Annotated in this window: 20 protein-coding genes; 16 read left to right on the forward strand and 4 right to left on the reverse strand. The window is 64.9% G+C overall.

Annotated elements, in window-relative coordinates; genetic code table 11:
- Nucleotides 1-42 precede the first annotated feature (42 nt).
- From C6A86_RS02245 to C6A86_RS02260, 4 genes are all read left to right on the forward strand, one after another.
- The gene (locus C6A86_RS02245; RefSeq protein WP_105364879.1) at nt 43-1,101 is read left to right on the forward strand and encodes a P1 family peptidase; all 1,059 of its coding nucleotides are present in this window, start codon (nt 43-45) and stop codon (nt 1,099-1,101) included.
- Complete coding sequence (locus C6A86_RS02250; RefSeq protein WP_105364878.1) at nt 1,098-2,501, forward strand: APC family permease; 1,404 nt, start codon at nt 1,098-1,100, stop codon at nt 2,499-2,501. Before C6A86_RS02245 ends, C6A86_RS02250 begins: the two co-directional genes overlap by 4 nt.
- A gap of 77 nt (nt 2,502-2,578) precedes the next feature.
- Entirely contained in the window at nt 2,579-3,979 is a 1,401-nt protein-coding gene (gene zwf, locus C6A86_RS02255) for a glucose-6-phosphate dehydrogenase (protein WP_233213136.1), read from the forward strand.
- Nucleotides 3,972-5,789 (forward strand): glycoside hydrolase family 15 protein, encoded by a 1,818-nt coding sequence (locus C6A86_RS02260; RefSeq protein ID WP_105364876.1) that lies wholly within the window; start codon nt 3,972-3,974, stop codon nt 5,787-5,789. The genes zwf and C6A86_RS02260 overlap by 8 nt, the downstream gene beginning before the upstream one ends.
- Before the next feature lie 533 nt (nt 5,790-6,322).
- On the opposite strand, the gene C6A86_RS02265 is transcribed toward C6A86_RS02260, so the two are convergent.
- On the reverse strand, nt 6,323-6,718 hold the full coding sequence (locus C6A86_RS02265) for a helix-turn-helix transcriptional regulator (protein ID WP_158263302.1): 396 nt from the start codon (nt 6,716-6,718) through the stop codon (nt 6,323-6,325).
- Between the two features lie 312 nt (nt 6,719-7,030).
- Here C6A86_RS02265 and C6A86_RS02270 point away from each other — a divergent pair, with 312 nt between their 5' ends.
- The 12 genes from C6A86_RS02270 to C6A86_RS02320 all read left to right on the forward strand — a co-directional run bounded on the left by C6A86_RS02270 (nt 7,031) and on the right by C6A86_RS02320 (nt 21,156).
- Nucleotides 7,031-8,941: a PGRS repeat-containing protein gene (locus tag C6A86_RS02270; protein ID WP_158263301.1), complete on the forward strand. Its 1,911-nt coding sequence runs from the start codon at nt 7,031-7,033 to the stop codon at nt 8,939-8,941.
- Between the two features lie 110 nt (nt 8,942-9,051).
- Nucleotides 9,052-10,365, forward strand: coding sequence for an alkane 1-monooxygenase (locus tag C6A86_RS02275; RefSeq protein ID WP_105364873.1), 1,314 nt, complete (start codon nt 9,052-9,054; stop codon nt 10,363-10,365).
- A 29-nt stretch (nt 10,366-10,394) separates the two neighbouring features.
- The gene (locus C6A86_RS02280) at nt 10,395-11,630 is read left to right on the forward strand and encodes an EAL domain-containing protein (RefSeq protein WP_311101010.1); all 1,236 of its coding nucleotides are present in this window, start codon (nt 10,395-10,397) and stop codon (nt 11,628-11,630) included.
- A gap of 127 nt (nt 11,631-11,757) precedes the next feature.
- A complete protein-coding gene (locus tag C6A86_RS29145) occupies nt 11,758-12,477 on the forward strand; it encodes a hypothetical protein (RefSeq protein ID WP_396834599.1) in 720 nt (239 codons plus the stop codon).
- Nucleotides 12,474-13,397: a hypothetical protein gene (locus C6A86_RS29150; RefSeq protein ID WP_396834601.1), complete on the forward strand. Its 924-nt coding sequence runs from the start codon at nt 12,474-12,476 to the stop codon at nt 13,395-13,397. The genes C6A86_RS29145 and C6A86_RS29150 overlap by 4 nt, the downstream gene beginning before the upstream one ends.
- A gap of 184 nt (nt 13,398-13,581) precedes the next feature.
- Nucleotides 13,582-15,237, forward strand: coding sequence for an ABC transporter substrate-binding protein (locus tag C6A86_RS02290; protein ID WP_105364871.1), 1,656 nt, complete (start codon nt 13,582-13,584; stop codon nt 15,235-15,237).
- Nucleotides 15,238-15,239: 2 nt separating this feature from the next.
- Nucleotides 15,240-16,277 carry an ABC transporter permease gene (locus tag C6A86_RS02295; protein WP_199196313.1) on the forward strand — a complete coding sequence of 346 codons (1,038 nt, stop codon included), beginning with the start codon at nt 15,240-15,242 and terminating at the stop codon, nt 16,275-16,277.
- Between the two features lies 1 nt (nt 16,278).
- On the forward strand, nt 16,279-17,241 hold the full coding sequence (locus tag C6A86_RS02300; RefSeq protein ID WP_105364870.1) for an ABC transporter permease: 963 nt from the start codon (nt 16,279-16,281) through the stop codon (nt 17,239-17,241).
- Complete coding sequence (locus tag C6A86_RS02305) at nt 17,238-18,266, forward strand: ABC transporter ATP-binding protein (RefSeq protein WP_105364869.1); 1,029 nt, start codon at nt 17,238-17,240, stop codon at nt 18,264-18,266. Before C6A86_RS02300 ends, C6A86_RS02305 begins: the two co-directional genes overlap by 4 nt.
- Nucleotides 18,263-19,282, forward strand: a complete 1,020-nt coding sequence (locus tag C6A86_RS02310; protein ID WP_105364868.1) for an ABC transporter ATP-binding protein — start codon at nt 18,263-18,265, stop codon at nt 19,280-19,282. The genes C6A86_RS02305 and C6A86_RS02310 overlap by 4 nt, the downstream gene beginning before the upstream one ends.
- An 18-nt stretch (nt 19,283-19,300) precedes the next feature.
- Complete coding sequence (gene ppk2 / locus C6A86_RS02315; RefSeq protein ID WP_311101011.1) at nt 19,301-20,158, forward strand: polyphosphate kinase 2; 858 nt, start codon at nt 19,301-19,303, stop codon at nt 20,156-20,158.
- A gap of 44 nt (nt 20,159-20,202) precedes the next feature.
- A complete protein-coding gene (locus C6A86_RS02320) occupies nt 20,203-21,156 on the forward strand; it encodes a TIGR03557 family F420-dependent LLM class oxidoreductase (protein WP_105361692.1) in 954 nt (317 codons plus the stop codon).
- Between the two features lie 292 nt (nt 21,157-21,448).
- On the opposite strand, the gene C6A86_RS02325 is transcribed toward C6A86_RS02320, so the two are convergent.
- The 3 genes from C6A86_RS02325 to C6A86_RS02335 are packed head-to-tail and all read right to left on the reverse strand — an operon-like array spanning nt 21,449 to nt 23,860.
- Nucleotides 21,449-22,534 carry a hypothetical protein gene (locus tag C6A86_RS02325; protein ID WP_311101012.1) on the reverse strand — a complete coding sequence of 362 codons (1,086 nt, stop codon included), beginning with the start codon at nt 22,532-22,534 and terminating at the stop codon, nt 21,449-21,451.
- Between the two features lies 1 nt (nt 22,535).
- Nucleotides 22,536-23,144: a hypothetical protein gene (locus C6A86_RS02330; protein ID WP_142406875.1), complete on the reverse strand. Its 609-nt coding sequence runs from the start codon at nt 23,142-23,144 to the stop codon at nt 22,536-22,538.
- Entirely contained in the window at nt 23,141-23,860 is a 720-nt protein-coding gene (locus tag C6A86_RS02335; RefSeq protein ID WP_142406874.1) for a hypothetical protein, read from the reverse strand. The genes C6A86_RS02330 and C6A86_RS02335 overlap by 4 nt, the downstream gene beginning before the upstream one ends.
- Nucleotides 23,861-24,142 lie beyond the last annotated feature (282 nt).

Genomic DNA, 24,142 nt, shown 5'->3' on the forward strand with positions numbered 1-24,142 from the left:
CTTTTCCAAATAGGAAAATAACTCCTGAACGAAATGAAACCAATGCGTGCCAGAGATCTCGGCGTGGTCATCGGGGAACACCCCACCGGACCCCACAACGCCATCACCGACGTGCCAGGTGTGCGAGTCGGTCACACCACGCTGCAGGGTGACGGCGTCAACACCGGCGTGACCGTCGTCGTCCCGCACGACGACATCTGGACCGAGCCCCTTTTCGCCGGGTCGCATGTCCTCAACGGCAGTGGTGAGCTGACCGGGCTGGAGTGGATCCGCGAATCCGGAGAGCTCACCACCGCGATCGGACTCACCAACACCCACAGTGTCGGCGTGGTACGCGACAGCCTAGTGGCCGAGCAGGTGCGCGTGCGCGGTGACGGGGTGTACTGGTCGCTGCCGGTGGTGGGGGAGACCTACGACGGATTTCTCAACGACATCAACGGTTTTCACGTCCGCCCCGAACACGTCCGCGCGGCACTGGCCTCTGCCGCCGACGGACCCGTCGCCGAGGGCAATGTCGGTGGCGGCACCGGGATGATCTGCCACCAGTTCAAGGGCGGTATCGGGACCGCCTCGCGGGTGCACGATTACACCGTCGGTGTGCTGGTGCAGGCCAATCACGGCCGCCGCGAACGGCTTCGGATCAACGGAAGATCGGTCACACAGCCGAGCGTGCCGCTGCCCGCCTACCCGCCCGGGTATGCGCCGGGCTCGGGGTCGATCATCGTCATCGTCGCCACCGATGCGCCGCTGCTGCCGCACCAGTGCCGGCGACTGGCCCAGCGCGCGGCGCTGGGCGTCGGCCGACTCGGTGGCACCGGCGAACAGTACAGCGGTGACCTGATGCTCGCGTTCACCACCGGCAACCGCGGCATCCCGTCCTACGGGGCGAACGGGGATGTCACCGGGATCCCGGCGGAGATCCCGCTGCGCATGGTGGGTCCACTTCTGATGGACCTGCTGTTCGACCTCACCATCGAGGCCACCGAAGAGGCCATCGTCAACGCCATGGTGGCCGCCGAAACGGTCACCGGCTACCGGGGATACACCGTGCACGCCCTCGACCACGACCTGCTCACCTCGGCTCTTCAGGAGAACTCATGACCACCACCGAAAGTAAGCGCCTGTCCGGGCATCTCGGCCCCGTCGGAATCGTCTTCATGGTCGTCGCGGCGGCGGCCCCGCTGACCGTCATCGGCGGGAACATGCCGCTGGCGATGGGCCTGGGCAACGGTGCGGGTGCCCCGGTCGGCTTTCTGACCGCCTCGCTGGTGCTGCTGGTCTTCAGCGTCGGGTTCGTGACCATGACGCCGCACGTTCCGGAGGCCGGCGCCTTTTTCTCCTATGTCACGGTCGGTCTCGGTGAGCGGATGGGCAAGGGGATCGCGGTGGTGGCGCTGATCGCCTACACCGCGATCCAGGTCGGCATCTACGGCTACATCGGCTGGGCCATCAGCGACACGGTCGCGTTCTACGACGGTCCGGTCATCCCCTGGCCGGTCTACTCGTTCGCCATTCTTGCGGTCGTCGCGGTGCTGGGTTACCGGCACATCGGACTGAGCGCCAAGGTGCTCGGCGTGGCGCTGGCCCTGGAGATCGGCATCGTGGTGATCCTGGATCTGGCCATCGTCGCCGACCCCGGCCCGGCCGGCATCACCTTCGTCTCGTTCACCCCGGATGTGTTCGGCCAGGGCGCCATCGGCATCGCCATCCTTTTCGCGCTCACCGGGTTCATCGGATTCGAGGCGACCGCGGTCTTCCGGGACGAGGCCCGGGAACCCGAACGGACGATCCCGCGCGCCACCTACGCCGCGGTCATCCTCATCGGCGCCTTCTACACGCTGACCGTGTGGGCCTTCGTGGTGGCGATCGGACCCGACCTGGTCGCGGCCACCGCGCAGCAGACCCTCGACGGGGAGGGCAACATGCTGCTCGACACCACCGATGCCGCGCTCGGCCGCGTCGGCCGCGACATCGTCAACATCCTGCTGCTGACCAGCCTTTTCGCCTGTGTGCTGTCCTTCCACAACGTGATCGCTCGCTACCAGTTCGTGCTGTCGCGCAAGGGCTTGCTGCCGGCACGCCTCGGGGCGGTGCACGACAGCCATGAGTCGCCGGCGTTCTCATCGGTGGTGCAGACTGTGACGGCGGCCGTCATCGTCGGCATCCTGGCCCTGCTCGGAATCGACCCACTGGTCGGTGTTTTCGGCTCCATGGCGGGTGTCGCAACCGTCGGTATGGTGCTGCTGATGCTGACCACGTCGGTGGCGGTGTTGGTCTTCTTCCTCAAGAACCGCGATCTCGGCGGCGGGGTGTGGCACACCAGGATCGCTCCGGTGCTGGCCGTGCTGGGTCTGCTGGCCAGCCTGTGGCTGGTGCTGTCCAATTTCACCCTCGTCACCGGTGGCAGTGCCACGCTCAGCACGGTCCTGGCTGCGGTGCCGTTCGTGGGCCTGGTGATCGGCGCGTTGTTGTGGAAGCCGGCCGGCGCCACATTGACCTGATCGATCGTTGTTGCCGAGTATGCGGTGATCCTGGCCCAGGTGTTTAGCCGAGGGCGTGTACCGGGCATTAACCCCCGGTGCCCCGCCCCGAACTGAGCCCACATGTCTTCGTGGTGTTCGGCGCCACCGGCGATCTGGCCCGGCGAAAGCTGTTTCCCGGTCTGTACCGGCTTGCGGCGACGCAGCGGCTGCCCACCGACTACACCGTGATCGGATCGGGCCGTCATTCACCGGGCAGCGATGACGAGTTCCGCGACGACATCGGCACCGCCCTGCGCGGGTCGGCCGACGCCCTGGACGAAGTTGTCCTCTCGGATTTGTTGTCCCGTATATGTTTTCAGACATCTGACGCCGCTGACGGCGCCGACCTGGCTGCGGCGGTACGCGAAGCGCGGGAAAAGCTCGGCAACGATGCGCGGGTGGTGATCTATCTGTCGGTTCCGCCTGAGGCCATGCAGTCCATGATCGACATGCTCGGCCATCAGGGGTTGGCCGAGGATGCGCGCATCGTGGTCGAGAAGCCCTTCGGCACCGACCTTGCGTCCTCGCGTGATCTCGACGCGGCGCTCAAGCAGATTGCCGACGAGGACCGGGTGTACCGGATCGACCACTTCCTGGGAAAGGAAGCGGTGCAGAACATCCTGGCGCTTCGCTTCGCCAACGGTCTGATCGAGTCCGCCTGGAACCGTGAACATCTGGAGTCGGTGCAGATCGATGTCCCCGAGGAACTCAGCGTCGAGGGCCGCGGCAGTTTCTATGAATCGACGGGCTGCTTTCGCGACATGATCACCACCCACCTGTGTCAGGTGCTCGGTTTCGTCGCGATGGAGCCGCCGCCACGTGCCGACGCGGTGTCGCTGCGCGATGCGAAAGCCGCGGTGTTCGAGGCGCTGCGCCCCTTCGATCCCGACCGTGTGGTGTTCGGGCAGTACGACGGCTACCGCGACGAGGACGATGTCGCCGACGATTCGGCGGTGGAGACGTTCGTGGCCTTGGAGGCCTTCGTCGACACCCCGCGCTGGCAGGACGTGCCGTTCTATCTACGGACCGGCAAGACGTTGGGTGACACCCGACGCACCGTCACGCTGACGTTCCGGGCACCGAGCGCGGGTCCGTTCCGTGGCGACGGGCACGGCCCGAACCGGCTTGTCCTGGAATTGACGGACGAACCGGCGATCGGTGCGCGGCTGCTTGCCAAACGCCCCGGTCCGGACCTGGAGTTGATGCCGGTCGGTGTGAGCTTCGATCTCGGTGACACGGTGTCCGATGAGGTTCCGCTGGAGGCCTATGAGCGGTTGCTGCTCGACGTCATCCGCGGCGACCAGACGCTGTTCACCCGTTCCGACGAGGTGGATCGGCTGTGGCAGGTGTGCCAGCCGGTGCTCGATGCACCGCCGGCGGCACAGACCTATGGGAAAGGATCGTGGGGTCCGGAGGAAGCGCTGGCGCTGACCGACTGGTGGCTGCCCGATGAGTGAGCGTCCTCTCGCGATCTCCCAGCATGGCCTCATCGGCGATCTGCGCACCTGCGCGCTGGTCGGCACCGACGGAACCATCGATTGGTTCTGTGCGCCGAGATTCGACTCGCCCAGTGTCTTCGGGTCGATTCTGGATCAAGACCGTGGTGGCAGTTGGCAATTGACGCCCACCACTGCTGTCACCCGGACCCAGCAGTTCTACTACCCCGACACCGCCGTGCTGATCACCCGATTCCTGACCGATGACGGCGTCGCCGAGGTGCATGACTTCATGCCGGTGATCTCGCCCGACGAACCTGAACACCGGCAGCGGCTGGTGCGGCGGATCAGCGGGGTGCGCGGGTGCCTGACGCTGCAGATGCGACTGGACGCGCGGCCCGACTACGCGCGTCAATTCTGTACCGCGCAACGTTCCGGGGACGGCGTGCTGGTCACCGGTGACGGTGTACGGCTGGGGCTGTCTGCCTCCACGGAAATGACGATCGATGACAGCGGCGAGAACAGCATCGTGACAGCAGATTTCGAGCTCGGCACCGGTGACACCGCGTTGTTCGTGTTGGAGATGCTCGATGACGGTGACGAGGTCACTGCCGGTTCGATGGGCCGCACGGATGCGTTACTCGACGCGACCACGAAGTTCTGGCGCGAATGGATCGCGAGCTCGACCTACACCGGACGTTGGCGTGAGACGGTGCACCGCTCGGCCATCACGCTCAAACTGCTCACCCATGAGCCCAGCGGCGCGATCATCGCCGCGCCGACCACCAGCCTGCCCGCCCCGATCGGCGGCAGTCGCAACTGGGACTACCGCTACGTGTGGATTCGTGACGCAGGCTTCAGCATGTACGCGCTGCTGCGGCTCGGATTTCTGAACGAGGCAAGGGAATTCACGCGATGGCTGTCCGAGCGGATGGGGCAGCGCGATGGTGACGACAAGCGGCTGGGGCCGCTTCGGGTGCTCTACGACATCGACGGCAATCTGCCCGAGGAGCAAGAACTCGACCACCTGTCGGGACACCGTGGCTCGCGGCCGGTTCGGGTGGGCAATGCGGCGGCCACGCAGCTGCAGCTCGACATCTACGGGGAGATCATCGACTCGGTCTACCTGTTCAACAAGTACGGTCCGGGGATCAGCCACGACGCGTGGATGGATGTCTGCGACATCGTCGACTGGGTCGCCGAGAACTGGGATCGGTCCGACGCGGGCATGTGGGAGGTCCGCGACGAGGCGATGCCGTACACGACCTCGCGATTGATGTGCTGGGTGGCCATCGAGCGCGCCATCCGGATCGCCCGGGCGCGCGGGCTGCCCGGGGACCTGGTGGCCTGGGGCAGGGCCCGCGACGAAATCTATGACCGGATCATGACCAAATCGTGGAACTCGGACCTGGAGGCGTTCACCCGGGTCGAGGGTGGTACCGACCTCGAAGCGGGGCTGCTGCTGATGCCCATGATGAAGTTCCTGTCGCCGGCCGATCCGCGGTTCCTCTCGACGTTGCGTGCCGTCGAACAGCATCTGGTCACCGACAGTCTGGTGTTCCGGTATGAGCCGGGCACCGACGGCCTCGACGGCAAGGAGGGCACCTTCTCGATCTGCTCGTTCTGGTATGTCGAAGCGCTCACCCGGGCGGGTCGGCTCGCCGACGCCCAGCTGGCACTGGAGAAGATGTTCACCTACGCCAATCACGTCGGGCTCTACGCCGAGCAGGTCAGTGCGACCGGCGACCAGGTCGGCAACTTCCCGCAGGCGTTCACCCACCTTGCTCTCATCAGTGCGGCCATCAATCTGGATCGCGCTTTGAACGGGTGACGGGTCTGCGGGTCAGTTGCCGCGGAACGGGCTGGTATTCGCTACAACGGAACAAGCCCGAGACGTCCGAGCTCAGCTGGCTTGACGTGATACGCGGCCGAGTAGCTGTGCTGCGTTTGCGCGACGTAAGTGTGAGTGCGTGTCTCGGTTCGTTTCTGGTCTGAAATGGCGTTTGCTGGATATCAAAGCTTGGCGAGCGTCGCGGAGGGCCGCATAGTGCTGAACAGCAATGTCGTAAATTTTTGTAGGCTAAAGAGGTTTAAATCTTCGGCGACGCAAGTTTGCTTGCGAGCAACTCCTACGCAGTGTAATACTGGCGTTTGTCGAAGAGTCACCGTTCGCTCCAGTGCGCGGCACTCGTCAGCAGTCAGGTTGACCGGATGAAACTGTCGGAGGTTGGTGACCGCATCAACGCGGCGCGCGGCTACGCCAAGGTGGGGCGGCCCGTGTTGCTGCCGCATCTGCGGTGGGAGTTGCAGCAGGTGATGTCACGAGTTCGGCCAGAAGATCTTTCGGCCAACGAAATCGCGGCGCTACTCGCCATCCTCACGCCGGCCCACTGCCGGGTTATCGGCGGACCAGCCGGCCGGCCAATGCGGCCCGGCCTCGGGGTCTGCGGCCAACACCCGACGTCGGATCTCGCCCAGTAGCGAATCGATCGACACCCGGGTCAGGTCGCCGGTGAGGGTCGTCATCTCGACAACGCCGGCATCTTCGCTCGACAGGTAGTCCGCGGCGACGAGGGCTTCGACCGGCGACCGGCGATACGTCCGCGCGAAGGTCACGACCGCCTCGGCTCGCGGTGTGTTGGTGCCGCTTTGCCACCTGGAGATGCTGGATTGATCGATGCCGGTAGCGGCGGCGATGTCTTTCTGGGTTGCATTCCCCGTCACCGTCACGACATATCGCCACCACGTCGCCTGTGCCACCGGGACAGGGTATGGCACATCGCCGGGTGTGGGTCCATCCGATGCGCGCCCGGAATTCCCGGCGCCGGTTTCCGTGCTCGTTTCGACGATATTCAAGCCTCCGTTGCAGCAAACCGCGAGATCGCCCCGAGATTTGCCCTAAACAGTGACATGCATATGCGCAATACTGTATGGTTACGAGCATACATGCAGGACTGTGACCATAATGGGACATGCTCGCGCTATCGCCAGCGGCAGTCATGGGTGTGGGCGGATTGCCATCAGGCAAATCCGCTTTGCGGCCCCTGTCGGGCCCGAACGAGGAGCTACTCAATGAAGAAATCCATGTATCCCTATGCCACCGGAATCGCGATCGCCGGCGCCGGGGCGTTGTTCGCCCTTGCTCCCGGCACGGCTCAGGCCGCACCGTTGACGAACCCGTCGGTGCAGCCGGCGGGGGGCGTCAACTGCTTGGTCGTCGCTGACGGTTGTCCGTCGAACAACTTCTCGGGCGCGGACTTCGTGATCAGCCAGATCGCCCCGACGCCGAACGCACTTGCTGCCTTCGCGGCGATCAGCGCCCATTCGCCGCTGTACAACCTCATCGGGGTCGCGGGACAGATCCCGATTGTCAACTTCTTCATCGCCAACGGTGTCGACGGCGCGGCGGGCTCCGGAGCCAACGGCGGCAATGCCGGCCTGTTGATCGGGTTCGGTGGCGTCGGGGGCTCCGGCGCGGATGGCGTCGTCGGCGGACGGGGCGGTAACGCCGGCCTGTTCATCGGCAATGGTGGCGCAGGCGGGATCGGTGGGTCCGCTGCCGCCGGTGGTAACGGAGGCAATTCGGGTCTGCTGGCGCACTTTGCCAGCGGCGGCGCCGGTGGTGTAGGCGGCGACGGCGCGGTCGGCGGTAACGGCGGCAGTTCCGGTCTGTTGGCGCACTTCAGTAGCGGTGGCGCCGGCGGGGCCGGCGGAGTCGGAGCCAACGGTGGTAACGGCGGCAACGCCGGGTTGCTGGCGATCTTGGGTCAGGGCGGCCGCGGCGGGGTCGGCGGTGCCGGCACTTCGGGTGTTGACGGGACCGACGCCACGGGTACTGGCGCGGCAGGTGGGACCGGGACGCCAGGAACGACACCGGGCGGCGACGGTGCCGACGGGGTCAACCTCACCCCCGGTGGCCCCGCGGGTGTCGAAGGTGCTGCCGGCGCGGCGGGCGTCGCCACCGGTGGTGACGGCCTGCCCGGCACCACGGGCAACCCCGGTGGAGCCGGTGGCGCGGGCGGCGCGGCAGCCGGCGATGCTCCCGTCGCGACGGGTGGCAACGGCGCGGCCGGGGCGAGCGGTTCTGAAGGCGCCAACGGCGGTGCCGGTGGAGCCGGCGGCGCAGCCGACACCACCGCGGCCGGGGGAACAGCCACCGGCGGCAATGGCGCGGCCGGCGGTAACGGCGGAGCCGGAGCCACCGACGGTGGCGCGGGTGGTGCGGGTGGCGCGGGCACGAGCACCAACGGAGTGGGAACTGGCGGCAACGGCGCCAACGGCGGCAACGGCGGGATCGGCGCCCCGGGCGAGGCCGGCGGCACCGGTAGCGCGGGTGGCACCGGTGGAGCAGGCGCCAATGGCGTCACCACCGGCACCGCAGGCACCGCGGGTGGCAACGCCGGAGCCGGCGGAAACGGCGGCACCGGAGGACTATTCGGTGGCGGCGGAGCCGCGGGCAACGGTGGAACCGGTGGTAGTGGCGGTACCGGCGGCGCAGGCCAGGCCGGCGGCGACGGTGGCACCGGTGGAACCGGTGCCGCAGGTGGCGACGGTGGTACCGGAGCCGCAGGCGGTAACGGCGGCGCCGGCGGGGCCGGTGGCGCGGGCACAGGAGCCGGTGGCACCGGTGTCGGCGGCACGGGTGGCATCGGTGGATCGGGCGCAACCGGTGGCTCCGGCGGCGCAGCGGGCACGGGCGGCGCAGGTGGTGCCGGTGGCACCGGTGGAACGGGTGCCGCAGGTGGCTCCGGTGGTGCGGCCGGCAGCGGTGGCGCAGCCGGTAGTGCAGGCAGCGGTGGGATCTTCGGCCCCGGCGGATCAAGTGGATCCGGCGGACTGAACGGGACCGGCGGCAGCACCGGCGCGACCGGTGCCACCGGCGCGACCGGTGGAACCGGCGCGACGGGTGGCTCCGGCTCTGCAGGCGGCAGCGGTGCCGGCGGCAACGACGGCGCAGATGGAGCTGACGGCGCGTCGTCATAAGTAGCGGCTAGGCCCCTCGGGGCACAGCTCAGACAGACAGTGGGGGCGTCGGCAATCCCGGCGCCCCCATTGCCATTTCCCTTTCATGTCGCAAAAGAGAGGAGCGCCGAATGACGCCCCAGAATGACATCGCAGGCGGCGTTACCGTCGTCGGCGCCACCTCGCACTACCTCACTGAAAAGCACGATGAGACAACGAACATCGAGCAGCATCTGGGCCCCGGTCCCGTGGTGAGCGCTCCTCGCGGTTTGCCGCCGCGGCGCGTCTACAAGAAGTACCTCTGGTTGCTCGGAACCATCGTGCCCGGCGCGGCATTCGCGTCGTGGCTCGCGGTGCAGGCCACGGGAGTACATCTGTTCTGGTGGTTGGGTCCGTTCCTCACCTTCGTGCTCGTCCCGGTCATGGACTACCTGGTGGGTAAGTCGTTGAACGAATCCAGTGAGAACGAGCTGGAATCCATGAACACCGACCCCTTCTATCGCTGGGCGACCGACCTGTACCTGCCGGCGCAGTACCTGTCGTTGGTCTTTGCGTGTTGGTTGTGGGCGGGCGGTGGTTGGCTGCAGATGACGTCCGGCGGCAAGATCGCGCTGATGTTCACGGTGGGAATCATCGGCGGAGTTGCCATCAACGCCGCGCATGAGCTCGGGCATCAGCGTGCGAAAGCCGAGCGACGGCTCGCCAAACTGGCACTCGCACAAACCTGTTACGGCCACTTCTTCGTCGAGCACAATCGGGGGCATCATCTGCGGGTGGCCACTGTGGAGGACCCGGCGAGTTCTCGGTTCGGTGAAAACGTCTACCGGTTTGTGTTCCGGTCGGTCACCGGAGGGGTCCGGTCGGCCTGGGGGTTGGAGCGTCGCCGACTCGCCAGGCTCGGCCGGTCGCCGTGGAGCCTGCGCAATGACGTCGTCAGCGGATGGCTGATCAGCGCGGGGTTGTACCTGGGCTTGGCGGTATGCTTCGGGCCCGGTGTACTGCCCTGGCTGGCCGGGCAAGCGATCATCGGCTTCTGCCTGCTCGAATCGGTGAACTACCTTGAGCATTACGGACTTCGGCGCCAACGGACCGCGGACGGTCGGTATGAGCCCGTCCGTCCGGTGCACAGCTGGAACAGCGACACACTTGTCGCCAACGTGTTCCTGTTCCACCTGCAACGACATTCCGACCACCACGCCAACCCTCGTCGTCGCTATCAAACCTTGCGCCCGTCCGACGAGGCACCGCAGTTGCCGGCGGGCTACGGCACCATGGTTGTCCTGGCTTTGGTTCCGCCGTTGTGGCGTCGCGTGATGGATCCCCGGGTACTCGCACACTATGGCGGAGATGTCCGGCTGGCAGCGCTGGGCCCGCGCGACGCCCGGCTGGGGGAGAGCGCGCATTCCGGAATCGTCGGCCCGGCAAGGCTGTCCGGACCCGCGTGACATTCGTCGGGCGTTCGAGCGCTCAGTGCGTGGATGACATCGGAATCGGTGCGAGCGATGAAATTGTGGCTGCGGTGCGCGGAGTTGGCTTGGCACCGGTTCTCCAACCGATCGTTGTGCTGCCCACCGGAGACGTCATCGGGTTCGAGGCGCTGGCCCGCTGGCCGTCACTGAACATCCCGTGTCCTACCGATGTATTCACCTTCGCCTCCGAGGTTGGACAGTTGGACGACTTGGACCGGCTGTGCGTGGATGCCGCGATCGATACGGCACTGGCTCGGCGGCTGCCACGCGGCACCTTGCTGGCGGTCAACTGCGAGCCGGCAAGCCCCTATTGCGGACCTGCCGGCAACGATCTGCTGGCCCGCGGACGCGATGAGCTGACATTGATGTTCGAACTCACGGAACGCAGCCTGCTCCACCACCCGCACGCGCTGCTGGCGAAGGTGGCTGCGTTGCGCCGAGACGGATTCATGATTGCGCTCGATGATGTTGGTGCGCATCCCGATTCGTTGAGCATGCTCGATATTTTGATGCCCGACGTGATCAAGTTGGACCTGCGCCTGGTGCAGTCCCAACCCCGGCGCGATCAAATACGAACAATCGCCGCCGTCCTGGCGCATCACGAACGAACAGGCGCAACCATCCTCGCCGAAGGGATCGAAAACGACGATCACCTGGAGCAGGCCCTGGCCCTGGGCGCCACCCTGGGCCAGGGATACAAGTACTGGACTACCGGATCCGGTGACGTTGTTCACCGATGGTCACCACCTGAAAAGGCTCCGCCGCCCCAGCTGTTGCCGAAGTCGCCTTTCGACCTGCTCGCCAGCGACGCACCGCTGCGTACTGCTCGCAAAGAAATTCTGACGGCCCTGTCGCGGCACATCGAGGACCAGGCAATCCACACTGCGGACCCGCCGATAGTGCTGAGCACCCTGCAAGACGCTCGATACCTGACCGCGGGGACCACGCGACGCTACCTGCGGCTGGCGCAAAGATCGCCGCTGGTGGCAATTTTCGGTCAAGAGCTTCCAACGGACCTGGGCTCCGGGATCCGCGGCGTTGCCCTCAGCGAGTCAGATCCGCTGTGCAGTGAATGGACCGTGGTGGCACTGGGAGCCCAAACCGCCGTCGCGCTCATTGCCCGCGAGGGGCCGGATCTCCAAGGCGGGCCCGACCGGGACCGGCGTTTCGAGTTCACCATCACCTACAACCGCTCCCTGGTCACCGCCGTCGCACGCACGCTGCTGGACCGGATGCTCTAGGTGCCTCGCCGGACGGTCGATGCGCTGCCCCGGCGCAGCGTCAGTTGCTGAAAACGGCCCTGCCGTGGCGCGCGGTCGCTTAGCCTCCACATGACATCGCGTGTTGTCAGGGCGTAGGGGGTCGGCGTTGCAGGCTGCAGAGCGCAAGAACGTCAGATCGTTGCGGTACGTCGTGGCGGCGGTGCTGATGAGCGCGGGACTTGTCGTCGCACCCGTGCATGGGGTGGCGTGGGCCGATGACACCGGGTCGACGTCCTCGACCTCCGCCGGCCCGGATGCTGCCGGGAAACCGGATCCGTCCGACGAGCCCAAGGATCGCTCCGAGCCGGACACGCCGGATACCGACACACCCGAAACCGGAGCCGACAAGCCGGGCATATCGCTCACCGAACCGAGGACAGCGCCCAAGCGCGCGGGCTCCGGGGCCAAGCTGGACCGTGACCGGCCGCTCACCACCCGCCGGGTCGAACGGTCGGTCCGCACCCCGCGGGCCGTGAGCAGCGGCGCGACCACTGCCGTGCTGACCATCGAAGCCCCGGCGCTGCAGCCCGCGCTGACCGCACAGACCGCGGCACCGACGGTGGTCGGTGCTCTCGCCTCCGCTGTCGAGGTGACCACACCCACGCCGCCGAAGCCGCTGTCCCCGATCGCCAGGGCGCTGAGCTGCCCGGTCGCGTCATCAACGCCGTGCTGCAGTTCCTCGACTTCACCGCGAGCGCGAGCGGCCCCCGTAGCCCGTTCAACATCGCGCCGATCAACGATCTGTTGTTCGCTGCGTTCCGCGAAGTGGAGCGACTGGTCGGGTTGCACCGCACGCCGGCCGTGCAGCCAGTGCTGCCCACCATGACCTACACCGGACCGACCGACCGACCGACCCCGACGGTGGCGCAGTTCCTCAACGCATCGACGGCCGCGTACGGCTGGGGGACCGCGCCCGGCGGGCTGGTGCCGTTGACCGCCAACGGATTCCAGATGCAGTCGACCAACATGTTCTCCGGCATGTCGGGCAAGGCCTGGGTGACCCCGGAGGGGCAGGTCATCATCGCCTACCAGGGCACCAGTGGCGGGACGAACCTGTTGGTCAACCCGCTGATCACGTTGGCCCAAGTGGCCGCCGATATGCAGGTCATCCTCACCGGCACAACCCCCTTGGCCTTCTACGACGCGCTTCGCTTCGCGCGGCGGGTGCAGGAGGAGGCGGCTCTGCAGGGCTACGCGGCCGACGATGTGTTCGTCACCGGTCACTCGCTGGGCGGCTGGGAGGCGCAGTTCGTCGCGCAGCGAACCGGCCTGGCCGGGATCGGCTTCGAATCACCCGGACTGAACACCAAGGTCGCGGGCAACGGTGCCGACTCCAATTTCGTCAACGTCGCCCAGTACGGCAGCCCGGCGGCGTTCATGGCCACGGATCTGCCTGGGCTGCAACCGTTCTTCCCCGCGTATGTGCCCGGCGGCGGTGCCAAACCGCACTACGGTCCGATCGTGTTGATCGGCGACCGTGAGGCGATGAATCCGATGGTCAACGCCGCGGCGATGTGGGGTAAGAGCCTGATCGGCAGCCTGGTCTTCGCGGTCGACTTCCTCGGCAACTTCTTCCAGTACCACCTGATGGGGGTGCAGGCGTATCACCTCGACGTCGATCCCGACCCGGGCGTGGTGCCGTGGCTGGGGACGCGGCGGGGCACGGTGCACATCGGGTACGGCGAGTTGACCATCCAGCAGTTGCTGAAAGCCGCATCGGACGACGGAATTCTGATCAACCCCTGACCCGCCGATTTGGCGACGTGGGCGTTAATTACAGGAATGTTTCCTGTCAATTGTCTGAGAGACCAGAAAATTTACGGAGTTTGGGCTGCGTTCTCCCAAGTTTCCGTCCAAGATGGCTACCCGAATCGCTTTTGAAGCGTCGACGCGGACGGGACTCGCCCGAGCCGCGAACCTAGGGAGCCAGATGAGCAAGCTGCGCACAGCCCTGCGCAAGACGATTGTCATGTCCGGTATCTGCGCCGTCGCCGTGTTCGGCGTCGCCGCATGTGGCGGCGACGAAGCATCCGACGCATCGGGCGGGGGCGAAATCAACATCACGATGACGTCGTTCCCCGACTACATCGACCCGCAGCTGTCCTACACTCTCGAAGGGTGGGAGGCGCTCTACAACACCTACACGCCGCTGCTGACCTACAAGCATGCGAAGGGCGAAGAGGGCACCGCGGTGGTGCCGGGGCTGGCCGAGGGGATGCCCGAGATCTCGCCCGACGGGAAAACCTACAAGCTCAAGCTGCGGCAGGGGATGAAGTACTCCGACGGCAGCCCCATCAAGGCGTCGGACTTCACCTACGCCATCCAGCGACTGTTCAAGGCCGACTCCGGTGGCTCGGTGTTCTACAGCGGCATCGTCGGGGCGCCCGAATACGCAGAGGGGACAGCCGACAGCATCTCCGGCATCGTCACCGACGACGCCACCGGTGACATCACCATCACGCTGGACGGCCCGAACGGCACCTTCGAGAACGTCTTGGGACTGCCGTTCGCGGCGCCCGTACCACCGAGCACCCCGTTGTCCGATGACGCGACCAACAATCCGCCCGCATCCAGCGGCCCGTTCATGATCACGAGTGTCGAAGCGCCGCAGACCCTGACGATGGAGCGCAACCCGAACTTCCAGACCGTCCTGGATGCCGGCGCCACCGAGGTCGCCGACGCGAACGTCGACAAGATCATCGTGACTCAGAACAAGAGCAACACCGCCCAGGTCACCGGTGTCGAACAGAACACCATCGACTTCATGGTCGACCCACCGGATGCGGACCGCCTGCAGGAGGTGAAAACCCGCTTCGGCGACCGTTTCCGGATGGAGGAGTCGATCAACACCTACTACTTCTGGATGAACAACCAGACCGCACCGTTCAACGATGTGCGGGTACGTCAGGCGGTCAACTACGCCATCGACCCGGAGGCGCTCAACCGGGTGTTCGGCGGGCGCATGCATCCGACGCAGCAGATCCTGCCGCCGGGCATGCCGGGCTACGAGGAGTACAAACTCTATCCGGGACCCGATATGGACAAGGCAAAAGCACTTCTGGCCGAGGCCAATCCGGCCGATCGGGATATCACGGTGTGGACCAACGACGAGCCCGACCGCAAACGTATCGGCGAGTACTACCACGATGTGCTCAACCAGTTGGGCTTCAACGCGACGCTGAAGGTGATCGCCGGTGACGTCTACTTCACCACGATCGGCAACCAGTCCACACCGGATCTGGACACCGGTTTCGGAAACTGGTTCCAGGACTTCCCGCACCCCGACGACTTCTTCCGACCGCTGCTCAACAGCGACGCGATCCTGCCCACCAACGGCAACAACTTCTCCCGGGCGTCCTACCCGGAGCTGGACGTCAAGATGGATGAGCTGTTGACCAGGCAGCTCACCGAGGGCGACACCGAGGCGCAGTACGCGGCGCTGGACAAGGCCTATATGGAGCAGGCGGCCTGGGCGCCCTACGGGAACGAGCAGTTCACCACGTTCGTCTCCGACCGGATCGACTTCGACAAGGCCTACCACCATCTCCTGTTCAACCAGGACTGGTCGGCGCTGGCCCTGAAGTAGGGATGGCCACCCCTACCGACGCCGTCGAAGCGCCCGGGGACCCCGTACTTCCGGCAGGGGCCCCCGCGGCGCAGATCCGGGGCCGAAGCCCCTGGTATCTGGCGTGGCTTCGGCTGCGGCGCAACAAAGTCAGCCTCGCCTTCGGCGGCCTGTTCATCCTGATCGTGCTGTTCTGCCTGGCGGCCCCGCTGTGGGCCGACCAGGTGGCGCACACCGGGCCCAACGAGAACCACATCACCGACACGATGATGATCGACGGACAGCAGGTCGACATCGTCTCACCCGACGGCACCCCGATCGGGCCGGGCCTGCACGGACGGTATCTGCTGGGTGCGGACCAGAACGGCCGAGATGTGATGGTGCGCCTCATGTACGGCGGGCGGACGTCCATCTACATCGGCGTGGCGGCCGCGGCCATCACCACGGTGCTGGCCGTTGTGGTCGGGCTGCTGTGCGGCTTCTACCGCGGGTGGATCGACGCCACGCTGTCGCGGGTGATGGACGTGGTGTGGGCATTTCCGGTACTGCTGCTCGGCATCGCGCTGGGCACTGCGCTTGCCCTGGGCGGGTTGAAGATCGGCGCGCTGGAGGTGGCCGGCGACTCGCTGTGGATTCCGATCATGATCATCGGGCTGGTCTACGTGCCCTATATGGCCCGTCCCATCCGTGGCGAGATCCTGGCGCTGCGGGAGAAGGAATTCGTGGAGGCGGCGGTGGCGCAGGGCAAGGGCCCGGTGCGGATCGTGGTCAGCGAGCTGCTACCCAACGTGATGTCGACCATCATCGTGTTCTTCACCCTCAACATCGCCAACAACATGCTGCTGGAATCGGCGCTGTCGTTCCTGGGTGCGGGCGTACGGGCCCCGAACGCCTCGTGGGGCACCATGATCGCCGACGGCTACCAGACCATCTACACCGCCCCCCACCTGACCATCGTGCCCGGACTGATGATCGTGCTGACGGTGTTGTCGCTCAACGTATTCGGGGACGGCCTGCGAGATGCGCTGGATCCGCGCGCCAAGATCCGGTTGGAGCACTGACATGCTGCGTTTCGTGATCCGACGCCTCGCCGGAATGGTCGGTGTGCTGTTCGCCATTTCGGTGCTGGTGTTCCTGATCTTCAACGTGATTCCCAACTCCGACCCGGCGGCGCGCATCGCGGGTAAGAATGCCGACCCGGAGCTGATCGCCAGGGTCAGTGCCGATCTGGGGCTCGATCAGCCGCTGTATGTGCAGTACCTGACGATGATGAAGCAGATCTTCACCGGTCAACTGACGTCCTATGCCAGCTCACAGAACGTCGTCGAGCAGATCTGGAAGGGCCTGCCCGCCACCCTGTCGCTCTGCATCGGCGCCGCCGTGCTGTGGATGGCGCTGGCCATCTGGTTCGGATATCTCAGCGCCGTGCATGCCGGCAAGTTCACCGACCGTGCGCTGACCATCCTGTCCTTGGTGGGAATTTCGATGCCGGTGTTCTGGTTGGCCGCAATCCTGTTGTACTACTTGAGTTTCAAGGCCGAGCTGTTTCCCACCAGTAGTTACGTGCCGCTCACCAAGGATCCGCTGGACTGGGCGTATCACCTGATCCTGCCGTGGCTGACGTTGGCGGTGCTCTACGTCGGTTTCTACAGTCGGGTACTGCGGTCCAACATGCTCGACGTGATGAACGACGACCACGTGCGGACCGCACGGGCCAAGGGCATCAGTGAACGGCAGGTGCGCATCAAACATGTGCTGCGCAACTCGATGATCCCGATCGTCACCCTGTTCGGACTCGACTTCGGGGCCGTCGTCGGCGGCGGGGCGATCCTGACCGAGACGGTGTTCAACCTCAACGGTGTGGGTCTGTATGCGGGACAGGCGATCGGTTCGCTGGACCTGCCGCCGTTGATCGGGGTGACGATGTTCGGCGCGTTCTTCATCGTGCTGTTCAACACCCTGGTCGACGTGGCGTACGCATTCCTGGATCCACGGATCCGGCTCGGAGAGGCAGCACCGGTATGAGCCCCATTCTCGAAGTCGACAATCTGCGCGTCAGTTTCACCACCCAGGACGGGGTGGTGGGCGCCGTCGACGGCGTGTCGTTCGACCTGGCCGCCGGGGAGGTGCTGGCCATCGTCGGCGAGTCGGGGTCCGGCAAGAGTGTGACCGCGCAGACCGTGATCGGTCTGACCCGCGCCCCGAATGCGACCATCGGCGGCGCGGTGCGGTTCGGCGGCAAGGATCTGACCCAGCTCAATGACCGCGAATTACAAAGTATCCGAGGCGAACACATCGCCATGGTGTTCCAGGATCCGATGACGTCGCTGAATCCGGTGTACCGGGTGGGCGATCAGATCACCGAGATGATCCGCGCCCATCGGGATGTCTCCCGCGCCGAGGCCCGCGACCGCGCCGTCGAACTGCTGCGCACCGTGGGCATTCCCAATCCCGAACGCCGGGTGCGCGACTATCCGCACGAGTTCTCCGGCGGTATGCGGCAGCGGGTGATGATCGCCATTGCACTGTCCCTGGAACCCGAGGTGCTGATCGCCGACGAGCCCACCACCGCTCTCGACGTGACGATCCAGGCGCAGATCCTGCGACTGTTGGCCGATCTCAACGAGCAACGCGGTCTCGCGGTGGTGCTGATCACCCACGACCTCGGCGTGGTCGCCGAGGTCGCCGACCGGGTGCTGGTCATGTACGCCGGGCAGGTGGTCGAAGACGCCGGCGTCGACGACATTTTCTACGATCCACAACACCCCTACACCTGGGGTCTTTTCGGGTCGCTGACACCGCTGGACGCGCCGCAGCACTCGCGGTTGCCGCAGATCGGTGGCGCTCCGCCGTCACTGCTGGCCCTGCCACCGGGGTGCCGTTTCGCGCCGCGTTGTCCACATGCGTTCGAGAACTGCACGCAGATGCCACCTTTGGAGACCAAGGCTGCGGTCGGTCATCTGGACCGGTGTTGGCTGGACCCGGTGCAGAAGTCGACGCTGCGTGACGTGGACGGCCGGATCGGCCTGCGTAAGCCGGTGAGCTCATGAGCGCCGGCGAGCCGCTGCTGGAGGTTACCGACCTGGTCAAGCATTTCCCGATCAAGGCGGGCGCGGTCATCGAGCGCGAGGTGGCCCGGGTGCGCGCGGTGGACGGGGTGAGCCTGACGCTGCACGAAGGCGAGACGCTGGGCCTGGTCGGTGAGTCCGGCTGCGGCAAGTCGACGCTGTGCCGGCTGATCCTGCAGTTGATGACGCCCACGTCCGGATCGGTGCGCTTTCAGGGCCAGGAGTTGGTGGGCCGATCCCGCCGGGACCTGCGCCCGATCCGCCGCGACATCCAGATGGTGTTCCAGGATCCCTACGCGTCGCTCAACCCGCGCAAGCGGATCGGGCAGATCGTCGGTGACCCGATCGAGCTGCACGGGCTGGCCAGTGGCGGTGAGGTGAAGCGCCAGGTGCAGGACCTGCTGGACCGGGTGGGCCTGCAGGCCGAGCACTACAACCGCTTCCCGCACGAGTTCTCCGGCGGACAGCGGCAACGGATCGGGATCGCCCGGGCGCTGGCGCTGCGGCCCAAGCTGATCATCGCCGACGAGCCGGTATCGGCGCTGGACGTCTCGGTGCAGGCCCAGATCATCAACCTGTTCGAAGATCTGCAGCAGGAGTTCGGGCTGTCGTACCTGTTCGTCGCCCACGACCTCGGTGTGGTCCGGCATGTGTCGGACCGGGTGGCGGTCATGTACCTGGGCAAGATCGTCGAGACGGCCGCGGCGAACGAGCTGTACGACAAGCCGTTCCATCCGTATTCGAATGCGCTGCTGTCGGCGGTCCCGATCCCCGATCCGCGGCGCAACGCCGCCCGCGAGCGGGTCATTCTGGAAGGTGACGTGCCCAGCCCGATCGACCCACCGTCGGGGTGCCGTTTCCACACCCGTTGCCGCTGGGCCACCGACGTCTGTTCGGACGAGGAACCGGACATGGTGGAGCGGGAGCGGGCGCACCTGGCGGCCTGTCATCACCCGCGCAACGTGGAGGCGGCCACTCACGGGGCCGGAATCGCCTGATCGCACTACCCTTCGAAGATGAACGAATCGGCACAAGGTAAACCGGCGAAGGCGCTGAAGAAGCGCCGCCCGCCCAAGATCGCCAACGACGTCTATGAGGCCGAGTTGTTTCGCCTCCAGACCGAATTCGTGAAGCTGCAGGAGTGGGTGAAGCACACCGGCGCGCGCGTCGTCGTGGTCTTCGAAGGCCGCGACGCGGCCGGCAAGGGCGGCACGATCAAGCGGATCACCGAATATCTGAGCCCGCGCATCGCCCGGATCGAGGCACTGCCCGCGCCCAGCGATCGTGAGCGCGGCCAGTGGTACTACCAGCGCTACATCTCGCAGTTGCCCGCCAAGGGTGAGATCGTGCTGTTCGACAGGTCCTGGTACAACCGCGCGGGAGTCGAGTTCGTGATGGGTTTCTGCACTCCCGCCGAGCACGAGCTGTTTCTGCGTCATACACCGGTTTTCGAGCAGATGTTGATCGAGGACGGGATCCTGTTGCGCAAGTATTGGTTCTCGGTGTCCGATGACGAGCAGCTCCGCCGGTTCAAATCGCGACTGAAAGACCCTGTGCGGCAATGGAAGTTGTCGCCGATGGACATGGAATCGGTGTACCGCTGGGAGGACTACTCGCGCGCCAAGGACCAGATGATGGTGCACACCGACACCCCGCTGAGCCCGTGGTACGTGGTGGAGTCCGATATCAAGAAGCATGCGCGACTGAACATGATGAACCATCTGCTGTCGACCATCGACTACCACGCCGTGAAGAAGCCGAAGGTCACTCTGCCCAAGCGCGCGGCGCCCAGCGAGAGCTACCAGCGGCCGCCGCGGGAGCTGTCGACCTATGTCGACGATTACGTGGCGACATTGATGGGTGATCCTGAGTAGGGCCACGCCTGGTTCATCGCTGCGCCAGCGGGTAACCGTGGGCCATGACGAGCATCGGATACTTCCTGTCGGCCGAGCAGTACAACCCCAAAGAGTTGGTCGATCAGGCGCGACGCGCCGAGGCCGCCGGCTTCGACCGGCTGTGGATATCCGATCACTTCCACCCGTGGAACGACGAGCAGGGCGAGAGCGCGTTCGTCTGGGGTGTCATCGGTGCGCTGTCCGAGGTGACATCGCTGCCGGTGTCCACCGCCGTGACCTGCCCGACCATCCGGATCCACCCGGCGATCCTCGCGCAGGCGGCCGCCACCGCGGCGGTTCAACTCGACGGGCGGTTCGTCTTCGGTGTCGGCAGCGGGGAGGCGCTGAACGAGCACATTCTCGGTGACCCGTGGCCGTCTCCGGGCGTGCGACTGGAGATGCTCGAGGAGGCGGTGGAGCTCATCCGTCTCCTGCATACCGGGAAGGTGATCAGCCACCATGGTCTGCATTACGAGGTCCAGGAGGCCCGGATCTACACCCTGCCCGAGCAGCCCGTGCCGATCTACGTGTCCGGATTCGGCCCCCAGTCCGCAGAACTCGCCGGACGCATCGGCGACGGCTACTGCCTGACGATGGCCGATGCCGACCTGGTGAAGACCTTCCGCGCCGCGGGCGGCGGCGACAAGCCGGTGCAGGGCGGCATGAAGGTGAGTTGGGATCGTGACACCGACGCCGGCATCGACGCCGCGCACCGCCTGTGGGCCAACGACATGTTGCCCGGCCAACTCGCGCAGACCTTGCCGCGACCACAGGATTTCGAGGACGCGATGTCGCTGGTCCCACGGGAATCCATGACCGAGAGCATCACCTGCGGGCCGGATGTGGACAAACATGTCGCGCAGGCGCGTTCGTACCTGGACGCCGACATCGACGAGGTCTACGTCCAGCAGATCGGACCCGACAAAGAGGGCTTCTTCGCCGCCTGGGAGAAGGACGTGCTTCCCCAGCTCAGATGATCGGCTCCTCGTGCGGGTCCTCTACCTCGATCCCATCCCGGGGCGGGTGTGGCGAAAACCGGCACGCCACCACTGCAATTCAGCTGGCGCACAGCGGAATCAAGGACCTTCGGTGGGGCGCGTATCACGCTCCGCGCCGGATCGCGCGGCCCGACACCTAGTACGCCGGTCTTGGCATCGCAGAACCGCTGCCCGCCCAACTCACCGATATCCCCCAAACGAGTACTGAGCCAGCGTCCCAGGGTAACTATGGTTCGTTGTCCAGTTCGAGCAGGCGGCAAGTCCGAGACCGCTATAGCTTCATACCCGGCGAAAATGGCGTCACGTCCCAATTGGAGGCGCCGTGCGCCGGTCTACGGGCCCTAATCTGGCCGCTCAGACCTTCCGTCCGGACGTTCTGTGCAATACCGCTTAACATCGACTGAGTGCGACGCACGGCCCTAGCCGGCGCGGGACGCTTCGGGTTTGCCGAGGAATACACTGCCGACGCGCGATCCTTCAGCCGCCGAACGTCTTCGGGCTGAGGGCGCGGCGTGACTCCAGCTCTGAACGGCGCCAACACCGCGACGACGTCATCGGTTAAAAGCTGCGTCCACACGTCTTCATGGTGAGCGTTGGGTGCCCCATGATGAGGAACTTTGAACAGACTGGCAAGGGGTTCCGGCCGAAACGCAGCCAGAACTCCATTCCATCCACACCCAGACGGACCCCGAAGTAGGTCTGCTCCCAGTATGACGTTGGTGCTTCCTACCGTAATGAGGAGTGCTACCGCGAGGTCGTTCGGATCAGTGGAGCGTAGACGTTTTCGTTGATCAGCGGTACTCAGGCCAGCGGCGATTTCAGCCCTCGCTCGCTCAAAGGCTTCGCTTGACGGCGACATCGCTGTCACAGCCGCAGCAGGAGTATCTTGAGTGCCTTGGCGGGAGAACAAGGGTAGCTCCTGTTGCGCGTGCTTTAGTCTGCGCCCGACAGGCCGTGTTTTTACCGTCTCGAAGATCTGGCGGTACTCGCTGCGAATGGTTTTGCGAAGTTGCGCCTCGATATCCGCATCTGCGTTAACGTCGTGCAAGAACTCCTCGGTGGTTAGTGCCGCCGAGCAAATAAATGAGGCCGATTCGCAAGCATCGTACACGCGGGAAAGTCCTGCGATGTGATCGTCATGTGCGTGGGTACCAACGACGAGCTTTACAGCTTTTGAAGCGGTCACGCCGATGCGATGTAAATACTGGAGAACTGGAATTTCGCCAGATTTTTTATCAACACATGAATCCACTATTATCCACTCACCGCCACCTATGTGGACGGCAATTGACTCGCCTTTGCCGGGGCCGAAGATGGATACCTCGATCTCGTCATGACGTGGCGGGTCACCGTGCAAACTAGTCAATGTAATTGACTAGTTCAGCCAGTTGGTCGCGCGCCCTTCGCTTTTGATCGGCGACCTCGTCTTCGGTCCATCTGCCCAGTCGACGAAGGCGAATCGCTGAGGTCGTCGTGGGTCCTCCTGGCGCTCGCACCGTTCGCACCGTGACATACACAACATCGCCGGGTTGCACTTCGTCGCCCTCAGCGAGTTTGTCCCTTGCGAAGTCGGCGATCACCTCAGGCCCCTCACCGAAGTGCGTCAATTCCACCGAGAACAGATCATCATCGACCTCGAGGACTCGGCCCTCCCACTTTTCCATCCCGGTAACTTTGACCGAAGGGGTAGTCCATTGCTCACTGGCTTGGTCGTCGACTCGGTCGAATGCCGCCTTTACCGCTGCCAACTGCTTTTTGCGCAGTTCGCGAAACGCTTGCTCTCGCACTACATCCGCATCCACAGCGGGTTGCTTCAACGCGCCGATACTAGTTTCAGCTGACACCGTGGCAGGCGCTGAGCCGTACTGTTCGCGGAGCCATTCGCGCCGGTATTTGCTCCAGCCGCGGATGGTCTCAGACGATACATAGCTACGAGCGGAGTTCGCCATTTCCGGGGCAAGTGTCACTGAATCCTCACTAGAGCCTCTACTACGTCATCTGACCGCTTTATACATGACGCCCAAACCGTCGAGAGTATTTCGCTGGCGATCGGTATGTTGGCCGCGGACGGTTCACTTGGTGCGTTCGTGGACTCCATCGACCACGCTTCGTCCCGCGAGGTCGCCCGGTGTTCGACAGTTCGCAGGTTGAAGTGCTCGTTGTGCGATACGAAGATGTGCCCAGCGAACCGGAATGACGGTTCAACTTGTATTTGAATTCGTCCGCCGTGGGAATCGGGCCGTGAACCCCAGATAGTTACATCTCGTGTTCCCGGGAACTCGACGAGAGGCTCCCAGAAGTCCTTTGGAGCTAAACGATCGCCGATAGCATGGTATTGGTCAGGAGTCCGTGCTTGGAAGTGCAATGCACGGTTAATGCCGACCGCAGCAATGGGCGTATGAGGCAATGTATTCAGTATCCCCATAGCAACATCTCGTACACGCTCAAAATCTGCGGGATCTGCGGTGGCAAGTTGAAGTGTATCCGGAACTATTTGGCAATCGAGCCATCCAGTACTGAATGAAGCAAATTCACTCGTAATCACCTCGATCTTCGCATCTGCGAAGTCCGAAGGGCCGATGAGATTTTGTTGGAGCAGCCACAGTGGCGAAAAAATCGCGGCATTGAAATGCCCTCGAACGACAACGGTGATGCCGTCGAGAGCGACTACAGTGTTGGCCAATTACGTCCCCAGTCCGCTGCAACGCCTGCCAATCGTCGGCGTCCGTCTCGCCGACTCTACAAGAGCGCCCGTCGACATGGGCCCACTCGGCCTACTGGAGATATGCGACCCCCAACCGAGTTCCGGTCCGGGATCGCGACCTCGATCAAGTCTCCAAACTGGCTACTGGCGGTAGGGGTCCGCGGCCACTCGGTTGCACCTTGACGGGTACCGGTGGTGTCTTCGCTGCATGAAGTCGGCACTCAGATCGGATCCCTGACACTGCGGATCTGTGCTCATTCG

It is taken from the genome of Mycobacterium sp. ITM-2016-00316, from assembly GCF_002968335.2.
Classification (GTDB): Bacteria; Actinomycetota; Actinomycetes; order Mycobacteriales; family Mycobacteriaceae; genus Mycobacterium.

What these genes read in the sequence shown, in the direction of transcription:
- C6A86_RS02245 (WP_105364879.1), top strand. Translation starts at nt 43, where the DNA reads ATGCGTGCCAGAGATCTCGGCGTGGTCATCGGGGAACACCCCACCGGA.
- C6A86_RS02250 (WP_105364878.1), top strand. Translation starts at nt 1,098, where the DNA reads ATGACCACCACCGAAAGTAAGCGCCTGTCCGGGCATCTCGGCCCCGTC.
- C6A86_RS02260 (WP_105364876.1), top strand. Translation starts at nt 3,972, where the DNA reads ATGAGTGAGCGTCCTCTCGCGATCTCCCAGCATGGCCTCATCGGCGAT.
- C6A86_RS02270 (WP_158263301.1), top strand. Translation starts at nt 7,031, where the DNA reads ATGAAGAAATCCATGTATCCCTATGCCACCGGAATCGCGATCGCCGGC.
- C6A86_RS02275 (WP_105364873.1), top strand. Translation starts at nt 9,052, where the DNA reads ATGACGCCCCAGAATGACATCGCAGGCGGCGTTACCGTCGTCGGCGCC.
- C6A86_RS29150 (WP_396834601.1), top strand. Translation starts at nt 12,474, where the DNA reads ATGACCTACACCGGACCGACCGACCGACCGACCCCGACGGTGGCGCAG.
- C6A86_RS02290 (WP_105364871.1), top strand. Translation starts at nt 13,582, where the DNA reads ATGAGCAAGCTGCGCACAGCCCTGCGCAAGACGATTGTCATGTCCGGT.
- C6A86_RS02295 (WP_199196313.1), top strand. Translation starts at nt 15,240, where the DNA reads ATGGCCACCCCTACCGACGCCGTCGAAGCGCCCGGGGACCCCGTACTT.
- C6A86_RS02300 (WP_105364870.1), top strand. Translation starts at nt 16,279, where the DNA reads ATGCTGCGTTTCGTGATCCGACGCCTCGCCGGAATGGTCGGTGTGCTG.
- C6A86_RS02305 (WP_105364869.1), top strand. Translation starts at nt 17,238, where the DNA reads ATGAGCCCCATTCTCGAAGTCGACAATCTGCGCGTCAGTTTCACCACC.
- C6A86_RS02310 (WP_105364868.1), top strand. Translation starts at nt 18,263, where the DNA reads ATGAGCGCCGGCGAGCCGCTGCTGGAGGTTACCGACCTGGTCAAGCAT.
- ppk2 (WP_311101011.1), top strand. Translation starts at nt 19,301, where the DNA reads ATGAACGAATCGGCACAAGGTAAACCGGCGAAGGCGCTGAAGAAGCGC.
- C6A86_RS02320 (WP_105361692.1), top strand. Translation starts at nt 20,203, where the DNA reads ATGACGAGCATCGGATACTTCCTGTCGGCCGAGCAGTACAACCCCAAA.